Annotated in this window: 8 protein-coding genes; 5 read left to right on the forward strand and 3 right to left on the reverse strand. The window is 71.7% G+C overall.

The window, feature by feature from the left end:
- The 3 genes from MFF42_RS01180 to MFF42_RS01190 form a co-directional block, all read left to right on the forward strand.
- Positions 1-911: ABC transporter ATP-binding protein (locus MFF42_RS01180; RefSeq protein ID WP_238253687.1), on the forward strand; the 911-nt coding region annotated here is incomplete at its 5' end.
- A 41-nt stretch (positions 912-952) separates the two neighbouring features.
- The gene (locus MFF42_RS01185; RefSeq protein WP_238253689.1) at positions 953-1,846 is read left to right on the forward strand and encodes a polysaccharide deacetylase family protein; all 894 of its coding nucleotides are present in this window, start codon (positions 953-955) and stop codon (positions 1,844-1,846) included.
- Positions 1,847-1,917: 71 nt separating this feature from the next.
- Positions 1,918-3,627 carry a gamma-glutamyltransferase family protein gene (locus tag MFF42_RS01190; protein ID WP_238253690.1) on the forward strand — a complete coding sequence of 570 codons (1,710 nt, stop codon included), beginning with the start codon at positions 1,918-1,920 and terminating at the stop codon, positions 3,625-3,627.
- A gap of 206 nt (positions 3,628-3,833) precedes the next feature.
- On the opposite strand, the gene MFF42_RS01195 is transcribed toward MFF42_RS01190, so the two are convergent.
- Entirely contained in the window at positions 3,834-4,724 is an 891-nt protein-coding gene (locus MFF42_RS01195; protein ID WP_238253692.1) for an AraC family transcriptional regulator, read from the reverse strand.
- Between the two features lie 134 nt (positions 4,725-4,858).
- Here MFF42_RS01195 and MFF42_RS01200 point away from each other — a divergent pair, with 134 nt between their 5' ends.
- Entirely contained in the window at positions 4,859-5,614 is a 756-nt protein-coding gene (locus MFF42_RS01200) for an SDR family NAD(P)-dependent oxidoreductase (protein ID WP_238253693.1), read from the forward strand.
- Positions 5,615-5,676: 62 nt separating this feature from the next.
- On the opposite strand, the gene MFF42_RS01205 is transcribed toward MFF42_RS01200, so the two are convergent.
- Positions 5,677-6,789: an aldo/keto reductase gene (locus MFF42_RS01205; RefSeq protein ID WP_238253695.1), complete on the reverse strand. Its 1,113-nt coding sequence runs from the start codon at positions 6,787-6,789 to the stop codon at positions 5,677-5,679.
- Between the two features lie 165 nt (positions 6,790-6,954).
- Between MFF42_RS01205 and MFF42_RS01210 the strand changes: the two genes are divergently transcribed.
- Entirely contained in the window at positions 6,955-7,842 is an 888-nt protein-coding gene (locus tag MFF42_RS01210) for a LysR family transcriptional regulator (RefSeq protein WP_238253697.1), read from the forward strand.
- A gap of 130 nt (positions 7,843-7,972) precedes the next feature.
- On the opposite strand, the gene MFF42_RS01215 is transcribed toward MFF42_RS01210, so the two are convergent.
- The gene (locus tag MFF42_RS01215; RefSeq protein WP_373875118.1) at positions 7,973-11,026 is read right to left on the reverse strand and encodes an ATP-binding protein; all 3,054 of its coding nucleotides are present in this window, start codon (positions 11,024-11,026) and stop codon (positions 7,973-7,975) included.
- Positions 11,027-11,616 lie beyond the last annotated feature (590 nt).

Below are 11,616 nucleotides of genomic sequence, written 5' to 3' on the forward strand. Positions count from 1 at the left end.
TCCTCGTCGAGCACGACATGCCCCTGGTGATGGGCGTGTCCGACCGCATCCTCGTCATGGATGCGGGCCGCCCGATCGCCCGCGGCACTCCCGCCGAGGTGCGCCGCGACCCCGCCGTGCTGCGGGCCTATCTCGGGGCCGCCGAAACCCCGGCCCGGCCGCGATCCGCCCCCTGGAGCGGCCCGGCCGACGCGGTTCTGGCCGCCCACGACCTCAGCGCGGGATACGGCGCCGCGCCCGTCCTCGATCGCATCGACCTTGCGGTGCGGCCCGGCGAGACCGTGGCGCTGCTCGGCTCGAACGGGGCCGGCAAATCGACGGCGATGCGGGCGCTCTCGGGCCTGCTCCGGCCGGTCGAGGGCTCGGTGGTGCTGGCCGACGCGCCGATCGCGGCGCTACCGGCGCACAAGATCGCCCGCCGCGGCCTCGCCCTGGTTCCGGAGGGCCGGCAGGTCTTCTCCGAACTCACCGTCGTCGAGAACATCCGCCTCGGCGCGTGGAGTCGTCTTGGGAGCCGCGGGGGCCGGGTCGATCCGGCCGAGGTCGAGGCCCTGCTCGACCGCTTCCCGCGCCTGCGCGAGCGGACGAGCAGCCGCGCCGGCCTGCTCTCGGGTGGGGAACAGCAGATGCTGGCGATCACCCGCGGGATGATGGCGCGCCCGCGCATCCTCCTGCTCGACGAGCCCTCCCTCGGGCTCGCGCCCGCGATCATCAACAGCCTCTACGCCACCGTCGCCGAGCTGCGCGACGCGGGCACGACGATCCTGATCGTCGATCAGATGGCGGCGCTCGCGCTGACCGTGGCGGACCGGGGCTACGTCCTGGAGCAGGGGCGCGTCGCCGCGTCCGGCACCGCCGCGGAACTCAAGGCGGATGCGGCGCTCGAAGCGGCCTATCTCGGCGCCGCCTGACGCCGCACGCATTCCCCGACGACAGGAGCGAGACTTTTCCCGTGACGACATCCGAGCCGACTGTGTCGAGCCATGGCCGCTACGCCTATTCCGCCCTGCCGGACCGGCCGGTCTACGATTGGCCGGAGGGTAAGCGCCTCGCGGTGTACCTCGCGCTCAACCTCGAAACCTTCGACTTCGGCGAGGGGTTGGGCGCCGAACTGGCACCGGGCGGGCCGCAGCCGGATGTGCTCAACTACGCCTGGCGCGACTGGGGCAACCGGGTCGGCGCGTGGCGCATCCGCGACATGCTCGACGAGCTGGGCCTGCCGGCCAGCGTGCTGGTCAACAGCCGGATCTACCGCGACTGCCCGGGCCTGATCGAAGCCTTCCGTGCCCGCGGCGACGAGATCGTCGGGCACGGGCGCAGCAATTCCGAGCGCCAGGGTACGCTCCCGGAGGCCGAGGAGCGGGCGCTGATCGCCGAGGCGACCGCGGTGCTGACGCGCGAGGAGGGCACGGCGCCGGCGGGCTGGCTCGGACCCTGGATCTCGCAGTCGCGGGTCACGCCGGACCTGCTGGCGGAGGCGGGCTACCGCTACCTGCTCGACTGGTGCCACGACGACCAGCCGATCTGGTTCGCCACGCGCGGCGGCGGGCGCATCCTCTCGGTGCCCTATCCGCAGGAGCTGAACGACATCCCGGCCATCGTCGCCCGCAAGGACGGTCCCCGCGCCTTCGCCGAGGCCATCTCGGACGGCTTCGACGAGATGCTCGACCAGTCGCGCCGCGCGCCGCTGGTCATGGGCATCGCGCTTCATCCCTACATCGTCGGCCAGCCGCACCGCTTGCGCCCCCTGCGGCAGGCGCTCGAACGGATCGCCGGGCACCGGGACAGGGTCTGGCTCACCACCTCCGGCGCGATCGCGGCGCACGTCGCCGAAATGGCGGAGTAGCGGCACCGTGCGGCCGGGCTCACGCATCCGTCTCCCGCTCGATCCGAGCGGGCAAATGGGGGGACGCCGCCATGGATCGTAGCGAAGACCATCGACCCGTCGCGCCGACCGCGTCGCGGCGGGCGCTTCTCCTGACCTCCGCGGCTGCCCTGGGGGCGACGACCATGCCGACCCGTCTCTTCGCCGAGGCGAGCGCCGCCCGCGGCGCCCTCGCCCGATCCGGCCAGGGCATGGTGACGAGCCCGCACGAACTCGCCAGCGAGGCCGGGCGGGAGGTGCTGCGGGCAGGGGGCAACGCCATCGAGGCGGCGATCGCCATCAACGCCACCCTCTGCGTGACCTACCCGCATTTCTGCGGCCTGGGCGGCGACGCGTTCATGATCGTGAGCGACCGCCAGGGTGCCAGCTTCACCCTGTCCGGCATCGGTCAGGCGGCCGCGAATCTGCCGGAGGACGGCCGGCCGATCCCGTTCCGCGGCCCCGGATCGGCGATCACGGCGGCGGCGGCCGTCGATACCTGGGACCAAGCCTTCACCTACAGCCAACGGGCCTTAGGGGGACGGCAATCCTGGCAGGGGCTGTTCCAGCGCGCCATCGCCTACGCGGCGGACGGCTTCCCCCTGACGCCGTCGCAGCGCTTCTGGTCGAACTTCCGCGCCAAGGAGATCGGCAACTGGCCCGATATCGTGCGCGTGTTCACCGACGCGGGCCGCATCCCGGAGGCCGGTGAGACGTTTCGCCAGCCCGACCTCGCTCGCACGCTCACGACGCTGGCGGAGAATGGCGGCCGCGACTTCTACGAGGGCGAGCTGGCCCAGCGGATCGCGCGCGGGCTGCAGCAGGCGGGCTCGCCGCTGACGGCCGACGACCTCGCCCGCTGCCGGGCGCGCAACGAGAGCGCGCTGCGCGTGCCCTATCGCGGCGGGGAACTCATCAGCCTGCGCCCGCCGACCCAGGGGCTGACGACCCTCGAGATCATGGGCGTCCTCGACCGCTTCGACCTGGCCTCCGTCCCGGAGGGCAGCGCCGACTACTTCCACCTCCTCGTCGAGGCGGTGAAGCTCGCCTTCATCGACCGCAACCGCTTCATCGCCGATCCCGATTTCGCCGAGGTCCCCGTCGAGAGGCTGTTGTCGGCCTCCCATCTCGACGCGCTGGCCCGAGGCATCGATCGGCGCAAGGCGGCGCCCTGGCCGCACGTCTTCAAGACCGGCGACACCGTCTTCATCGGGGCGGCCGACCGGGACGGCAACTGCGTCAGCCTGCTCCAGACGGTCTATTTCGACTGGGGAAGCGGCGTCGTCGCGGGCGATACCGGCATCCTCTGGCACAATCGCGGCGCGGCCTTCAGCGTGGAGCCCGACAGCATCAACAGGCTGCGCCCCGGCGCGCGCCCGTTCCACACTCTCAATCCCGGAATGTATTTCCGGAACGGCCGTCCGCGGCTGCTCTACGGGACGCAGGGCGCGGACGGGCAGCCGCAGACGCTCTCGGCGGTGCTGACGCGCCTGATCGATTACCGCATGGATCCGCTCACCGCCCTCGCGCGGCCCCGGTTTCTCCTCGGGAAGACCTTCTCGGACAGCCGCGACAGCCTGAAGCTCGAACTCGACGCGGGACAGGCCGTGTTCGACGACCTCAAGGCGCGGGGCCACGAGATCAGCCCCATTCCCGCACAGAGCCCCTTGGCCGGCCATCCGGGGGCGATCCGCATCGAGGATGACGGAAGCTTCGTCGGCGCTCACGATCCGCGCAGCGACGGCTTGGCGCTGGGCCTCTGATACCGTTTCCGCTCGAATCCTTCGGTATTGCTTCCCTCGTCATCCCGGGGCCGCGTAGCGGAACCCGGGATCCACCCGTGACGCGCGGCTCAGCATGGCATCACGGGTGGATTGCACGCCTCCGGCGCGCCCCTCCGGGTCCGGGTTCGCCTTCGGCGCCCCGGAATGACGGGAAGCGGCATCGGAGCAATCATCCGAACGCCGTCTCACGCCGCCGCGGCCGCGAGGCTTCTGGTGGCCTTCGCATCCCGGACGGGCGACAGGCCGAACATGCGGCGATACTCGCGCGTGAACTGCGGAACGCTCTCGTAGCCGACCGCGAAGGCGGCAGCGCTCGCCGACAGGCCCTCCGTGACCAGGAGGCGACGCGCCTCGATCAGGCGCAGATGTTTCTGGAACTGCAGCGGCGAGAGCGAGGTCACCGCGCGGAAATGCTGGTGGAACGATGACGGGCTCATCCCGGACGCCGCCGCCAGCCGCTCGACCGGGAGCTGTCCGGCGAACTCGGCCCGCAGCAGTGCGACCGCGCGCGTGATCCGCTCGACGTGGCCGTCCGGCCACCCCAGGCGCCGGATGGCGGCCCCGTGCCGCCCCGCCAGCAGCCAGTAATGCATCTCGCGCACGAGCTGCGCGCCGAGCACAGGGATCGACGCCGGTCGGTCGAGAAGGCGCATCAGGCGCAGGGCCGCGTCCGCCGTCTCCGCTTCGGTCGGGTCGACCCGGACCGGAACGAGGTCGGCCTGCGGCTCGACCGGCATCTGCGCGGCCAGGTCGGCGATGATGGCCGGGTCGAGTTCCAGCACGAGGGAGAGGTAGGGCGCGGCGATGCTGGCCCGGGTGATCTGGCTCACCGTCGGGACGTCCGCCGTGACCAGGAGGGAATCGCCCGCCCCGAACGCGAAATTCCGCGTCCCCATGGTGACATGCTTGCCGCCCTGCAGAACCAGACAGACCAGCGGTCTCGAGATGTCGTGGAGCAGGCCGCTGGGGGCGGTCGCCCGCACGGTCGAGAGACCCGGAATGGAGGTGGCCGCGATGCCGGTGTCGTTCCGGTTCGCCTCGGCGTGTCGGCGGACGGCGGCGAGGAGGGTCGTCATGGGAAGAAAACGTACCTCATCCCTCGCGTGAAAGCACGGCTCTTCGGAGGATCAGGCAAGAACTCGCGAGCTTCCGGCAACAAGCGCCGACGCCCGGACGGCATACCGGGCCGACCACACGAACGGAGCCGTCCATGACCAAGATCACCCTCGTCACCGGAGCCAGCCGCGGCCTCGGCCGCAACACCGCGCTCAGTATCGCCCGCCACGGCGGCGACGTCGTCCTGACCTATTACAGCCGCGCGGACGAGGCGGACGCCGTCATCGCGGAGATCCAGGCAATGGGCCGCAAGGCGGTCGCACTGCAACTCGACACCGGCGAGGTCGGCGCGTTCCCCGGCTTCGCCGAGCGTCTGCGCGCGCGGCTGAGCGAGACGTGGGGCCGCGAGACCTTCGACCACCTCGTCAACAATGCCGGCCACGGCGACTACGCCCTGATCGGTCAGACGAGCGAGGAGCAGTTCGACCGGCTGGTCGACGTCCACTTCAAGGGCGTCTACTTCCTGACCCAGTCGCTGCTGCCCCTCCTCGCGGATGGCGGCCGCATCGTGAACCTGTCCTCCGGCCTGACGCGGTTCTGCGTCCCCGGCTACGGCGCCTACGCGGCCGTCAAGGGGGCCGTGGAAGTGCTGACCCGCTACATGGCCAAGGAACTCGGGAGCCGCGGCATCGCGGTCAACACGGTTGCACCCGGCGCCATCGAGACCGATTTCGGCGGCGGCGCGGTGCGCGACAATGCGGACATCAACAAGCACTTCGCGGACCTGACCGCACTCGGCCGCGTCGGCGTGCCGGACGACATCGGGCCGATGGTCGCGAGCTTGCTCGGCGAGGAGAACCGTTGGGTGAACGCGCAGCGCATCGAGGTCTCGGGCGGCCAGGGCATCTGACGGCCCCGCCGGGCGCCGCGTCCGGCCCGGCGGCCCGACCCTGCAGGACGCCTTCGCGCCGCTCAGGCCCGCCAGCCCCGAACCTCGGCGCCGCCGAACACGACCTGATCGCGCAGGGGCGGGCGTGACAGGCCGTAGAGGAGGTTCTCGTTGCCGCCGCTGACGGCATCGAGCGCCGCGACGTGCTCGGCCGACAAGGTCAGACCGAGCGCTGCCACGTTGTCGGCCACCTGCTCGGTCCGGCTGACACCGAGCAGCATCGAGGTGACGCCCGGCCGTCCGGCCAGCCAGGCAAGGGCCACGCGGGCCGGCGTCTGTCCCGCCTCCTCGGCGACGCGCTTCAGCGTATCCACGATCCGCCAGTTGCGTTCCGTGAACAGAGAGTCGCCGAAGGGGTTGTCGCCGTCGAGCCGCTTGTCGCCCTCGGGGCGCCTGTCGCCGTTCGCGGCCCCCTCGTTCGGGACGCCCCCGCGCCGCGTCGGACCGGCCTCGACGGCGGCGCGGTCGTACTTGCCGGTCAGCAGGCCGTAGGCGAGCGGGCTCCAGGGGACGATGCCCAGACCGAAGGCTCGGCCGAGCGGACCATGCTCGCTCTCGACCCCACGCTCCACGAGCGAGTAGAAATACTGCAGGCCGACCGGCCCGGGCCGCCCGTGCAGCCTCGCTCGCGTTGCGATCTCGGCCACGTACCAGGCCGGCGTGTTGGACAGGCCCCAGTAGCGGATCTTCCCGGCCCGGATCAGGGCCGTCATCGTCTCGAGAAGTTCCTCGGCCGGGGTGATGCCGTCCCAGACATGCACCCAGTAGAGGTCGATGAAATCGGTCCGCAGCCGGGCCAAGGATCGTTCGACCGCCGCCCGGACATGCCGCGCGCCGTTGCCGCCCTGATGCATGCCCCGGCCCGTCGCGAAGCCGGACTTGGTCGCGATGACGAGGCGCTCCCGCAGACCGCGCTCGGCCACGAAGGTGCCGACCAACTCTTCGGAGCAGCCGCCCGCATAGACGTCGGCGGTATCGACGAAATTGCCGCCGAGTTCGGTGTAGCGGTCGAACACGGCGCGGCTGCCCGCCTCGTCCAGGCCCCAGCGCGGCGTGCCGAACGTCATGGTGCCGAGCGCGAGCGGGCTGACCAAGAGCCCGGATCGGCCGAGGGCACGGTAGGATTGCAGGTCCATCGATTCGATTTCCTATCCCGACGACATGGCACCCGGACCGATCGCGCCGCGGCCGGCCGTTATGCGGAGCGCGGCGGTCCCCGGCCGAATAATTCGAAGATGGACCGGCCTCCGGCCGCGGATTAGACGGGGTCGGCCGCAGGGGTTGCTGAAGGATTTTCAGGAATGGATCGCGACCTCTGGTCGGGGCTCGCCGTCTTCGCGGCCATCGTCGAGGCCGGCAGCTTCGCCAGGGCCGCGGTCCGCCTCGGTCTCTCCGCCTCCGCCCTCAGCCACGCCATGCGGGTACTCGAAGCCCGGCTCGGCATCCGACTTCTCGATCGGACGACGCGCTCGCTCGCCCCGACGCAGGCGGGGGCGGACTTCCTCCTGAGCCTTCGCCCGGCCCTGGCCTCCGTCGAGGAAGCGCTCGGCACCCTGGACCTGAACCGTGCGCGCCCGGCCGGCCGCATCCGGGTGAACGCGCATCGTTCGGCGGCCGTGCACGTCGTCCTGCCGCGGTTGGCCGGATTCGCGGACGCCTATCCCGATGTCGCGCTGGAACTCGTGGTCGATGACGGCCTCGTGGACATCGTGGCCGAACGCTTCGATTGCGGGGTGCGGCACGAGGGTGAGTTGCAGCGCGACATGATCTCGGTGCGGATCAGCGATCCCGTGCCGCTCGCCTTCGTGGCCGCGCCCGCCTATCTCGAAGCCCGCGAGGCCCCGCAGGCTCCGGACGACCTCGGCCGACACCGCTGCCTGTGTTACCGCTACACCAGCTCCGGCACGATCCATGTCTGGGAGTTCGAGCGCGATGGGCGTCGGTTCGAGCGTGCGGTGCCCGGCGCCTTCGTCAGCAACGATGTCGACGTGATGCGCGACGCCGCGGTCGCGGCCCTCGGCGTCGCCTGTCTGCCGAGGCCGCATGTGGATCGTCATCTGGAAAGCGGCGCACTCGTCGAGGTTCTGGCCGGTTGGGCACCGGTTCTGCCGCCGAACCACCTCTACTATCCGAGCCGACGGCAGCCCACCTCGGCCTTCCGCGCCTTCGTCGCGGCCATGCGGGTGTAGGCGAGCCTCGCTTCGAGTCTCGCGACGCGGCCATTCCGATCGATCGCTTCGGCCACGGCCTGTCCTCTCCCCGCAAGGGGGAGGGGCTAGGCCATGCCCCGACCGGATCGATCGACCGGAAACCGTACGGTCAGGCGCCGGCCGGCGGTTGTCCGGCCCGCGGGATCTGCAGCACCGGACTGTCGTTGCCCGCGGCGACATTGCGCACGGCCTGGGCCAGTTCCGTGAGCGCGAACGGCTTGCGCAGCACCGGCACGGCGTCGGGCAAGGCGGCGGCTTCCGCGTAGCCGGTCATCAGCAACACGCGCAGACCCGGCCGCGCCGCGACGGCCCGCGTGGCGAGTTCGCCCCCGGTCATCCCGGGCATGGCAAAGTCGGCGACGAGGAGGTCGACGCCGTCGCCTCCGGCGAGGAAGCCCAACGCTGCCGGGCCGGAATCCAGGGCGGTCACCGCGTGCCCCATCTCCTCCAGCATGGCCGCGGCGGTCGATCGCACCTGACCGTCGTCGTCCACGAGCAGGATGCGCAGGCCGCCCGACGTTTCGGACGGCTTCGCTGCGGGCGCATCCGCCTGCGCCGCGCTGGCATTGGCTCGCGGCAGGTAGAGCGTCACCTGCGTGCCTTCACCGACGCGGCTGTCCACCGCGACCCCGCCTCCGAGCTGGGTGGCGGTGCCGTAGACCTGGGCGAGGCCGAGCCCCGTACCCCGGCCCTGGGGCTTGGTCGTGAAGAAGGGCTCGAACAGACGCGCCAGAACCTCGGGCGGCATGCCGTCGCCGGTATCCGTCACGCTGAGGCGGACGAAATCACCCGCCGGCAGCGTGGCCGGCCGCGGCTCGGCCGCCGCGACGTTCGCCGTCTCGATGCGGAGTTCGCCGCCATCCGGCATGGCGTCGCGCGCATTCACCGCAAGGTTCAGCACCGCGAGTTCGATCCGGTTCGGATCGGCGATCGCCGGCCAGAGGTCGGCCGCGAGGCGGGTCGAGACGGCGATCGTGCCGCCGAGCGTCCGGTGCAGGAGGTCGGCCATTCCGGACAGCACGCCGTTCAGATCGGTGGCGCGCGTCTCCAGCCGCTGCCGCCGCGAGAAGGCGAGCAGCTGCTCGGTGAGCTTCGCGCCGCGTTTCGCCGCCTGATGGGCGTTGTTCAAGAGGCGCAGGACGCGCTCGTCGCTGACGCGCCGTTCGGCGAGCTCGACCGAGCCCATCACCGCGGCCAGCAGGTTGTTGAAATCGTGGGCCACCCCGCTCGTGAGCTGGCCGACGGCCTCCATCTTCCGGGCCTGGGCCGCCTGCTCCTCGGCCTCCCGCCGGAGCCGCGCGAGCTCCAGATTCGCCCGGACCCGCGCCTGCAGCTCGCGGGCCGCGAAGGGCTTTACGAGGTAATCGTCCGCGCCGGCGTCGAGCCCCTCCACGCCCGCTTCCGCACCCGCCCGGGCGGAGAGCATGATGACTGGGACGGTGCGCAGGGACGGGTCGGCCCGCACGGCGCGGGTCAGTGCGATGCCGTCCAGCACCGGCATCATCACGTCGGTCAGCAGGAGGTCCGTCCGCTCCTCGCGCAACGCGACCAGGGCCGCCGCGCCGTCGGCGACGGCGACGACGGTGTGGTCGAGACCGAGGAGGCGCTCGACATAGGCGCGCATGTCGGCGTTGTCGTCCGCGAGCACGATGCGCGCGCGCTTCCCCTCGCCCGGCCGGGTGACGGTCGCATTGCGCAGCGGGACGACGTTGGTCGCGGTGTCCCCGTCCGGGAGCCAGCGCAGCGCCTCCTCCGTATAGGCCCGAGCGAGGCCGCCGCGCTCCGGCGCCTCCGCCGCATCGGCGATCCGGTCGGAGATCCGGTCCGGCGGCAGATGCGCGGACCCGGTCGGGACGGTCACGGTGAAGCGGGTGCCTCGATCGACCTCGCTGGCGACCGCGACGGTGCCGCCATGCATGCCGACCAGTTCGCGCACGAGCGCGAGGCCGATGCCCGACCCCTCGTGCGAGCGGCTGCGTCCGCTCTCGACGCGCAGGAAGCGCTCGAAGACGCGCGGCAGGGTCTCGGCGGGGATGCCGACGCCGGTATCGGCCACGGTCAGGCGCACCGCTCCCGAAACCGGTTCCAGCCGGACGACGATGCTGCCCCGGAAGGTGAACTTGAAGGCGTTCGACAGGAGGTTGAGGACGACCTTCTCCCACATGTCCCGGTCCACGAAGACCGGCTCGGGCAGCGGCAGACACTCGACCCGCAGGGTCAGGCCGCCCCGCTCGATGGCCGAGCGGAACGTGCTGGCGAGGTCTTCCGTCAGGGCCGCGAGATCGACCTGCGTGAAGGTGGCCTGCGCGCGGCCGGCCTCGACCCGCGAGAAGTCGAGGAGCGCGTTGACGAGACGCAGCAGGCGCAGCGCGTTGCGGTACGCCACGTCGAGCTCGTCCCGGACGCGCGGTTCGAGCCGATCGTTGGCCAGCACCTCTTCCAGCGGTCCGAGCATCAGGGTCAGCGGCGTGCGGAACTCGTGGCTGACGTTGGAGAAGAACTGCGTCTTGGCGCGGTCGAGTTCGGCCAGGGCCTCGGCCCGGCGCCGCTCCGCCTCGTAGGCGCGGGCGTTGCGCAGGGCCGTGGAGACTTGCCCCGTCACGAGATGGAGGAAGTCGCGGTAGCCCTCGTCGAGCGCGCGGCTCGGACTCGCGCCGAGGACCAGGACCCCGAGCGCCGCCGAGCCGGCCTCGCCGGCGAGCGGGAGAACCAGCGCGCCGTCGGCCGGGTCCGCCCAGAAACCGGCCGGCAGGGCGAGGCTGTCCGCCAGCCCGTTGACGGTGACGGTCTCTCCCGCGAGGGCGCGGTCGAGCGGCCAGCACGCGGCGCCCGGCAGCGCGGCTGGGTGGTCCGCGCCGAGGCCGGTCGCCGCCGATAGGTGCAGGCCGCCGTCCGGCTCGCGCAGGAAAAGGAGCGCGAAGGGCACGTCGAGCCGGTCGTCCGAGAGCGCGCCCGCGATGTCGGCGCAGGTCGCGTCGACGCTTCGGGTCTCTCCGGCCTTGGCCGCGAGGTCGCGCAGCAAACCGAGCCGGCGCTCGCCGACCACTTGCGCGGTGACCTCGCTGCAGACGGCCAGCATGCCGACGATGTGGCCGTTGTCATCCTCGGCCGGCGCGTGGGAGACGCTGAAATAAGCCTCCTCCCGGTAGCCCGCCCGCTCCATCAGCAGTGGCAGGGCCGGGGTCCAGTTCGCCTCGCCGGTCCGCATGACGCGGGCGATCATCGGCCCGAGCGTGTCCCAGCCCGCCGCCAGCGTGATGCGGATGTCGCTGCCGAGCGCCTCCGGATGGCCGGCGCCGATCAGCTTGGCGTAGGCATCGTTGTAGATCTGGGTGAAGGCCGGTCCCCAGGTCAGGATCATCGGGTACTGCGACGACAGGAGCGTGCGCACGGTCGAGCGCAGGCTCTGCGGCCAGCCCGCGACAGGCCCGAGCGGCGTGCGCGACCAGTCGAGCGCCCGCGCCAGGGCCCGGATCTCACCTGCGCCGGCGAACAGAGTCTGGGCCGCGGTATCCGAGGGGTTCATGGATCGACCATGGCTGCCGTCCTTTCCCGTCGCAACAGCCAACACGTCGCTCCCCGTGGGGCGACACAGGAACCGGGAGCCCTTCGTATGGGGAGTGACGCTTGCCCCGGGGTGGCGGTGGTGGGGTCTGGATCGAACCCATCAGCCTTGAAACCGTCAGGGAAGCGCGCCTACCGAACGCGCTCGACGATGGGCACCGCATCGTGGCGGGCCGGCGGCAGCGCCCG

The organism is Methylorubrum podarium (assembly GCF_022179745.1).
Classification (GTDB): domain Bacteria; phylum Pseudomonadota; class Alphaproteobacteria; order Rhizobiales; family Beijerinckiaceae; genus Methylobacterium; species Methylobacterium podarium.

What these genes read in the sequence shown, in the direction of transcription:
- MFF42_RS01195 (WP_238253692.1), bottom strand. Translation starts at nt 4,724, where the DNA reads ATGACGACCCTCCTCGCCGCCGTCCGCCGACACGCCGAGGCGAACCGG.
- MFF42_RS01215 (WP_373875118.1), bottom strand. Translation starts at nt 11,026, where the DNA reads ATGGAGCGGGCGGGCTACCGGGAGGAGGCTTATTTCAGCGTCTCCCAC.
- MFF42_RS01190 (WP_238253690.1), top strand. Translation starts at nt 1,918, where the DNA reads ATGGATCGTAGCGAAGACCATCGACCCGTCGCGCCGACCGCGTCGCGG.
- MFF42_RS01200 (WP_238253693.1), top strand. Translation starts at nt 4,859, where the DNA reads ATGACCAAGATCACCCTCGTCACCGGAGCCAGCCGCGGCCTCGGCCGC.
- MFF42_RS01205 (WP_238253695.1), bottom strand. Translation starts at nt 6,789, where the DNA reads ATGGACCTGCAATCCTACCGTGCCCTCGGCCGATCCGGGCTCTTGGTC.
- MFF42_RS01210 (WP_238253697.1), top strand. Translation starts at nt 6,955, where the DNA reads ATGGATCGCGACCTCTGGTCGGGGCTCGCCGTCTTCGCGGCCATCGTC.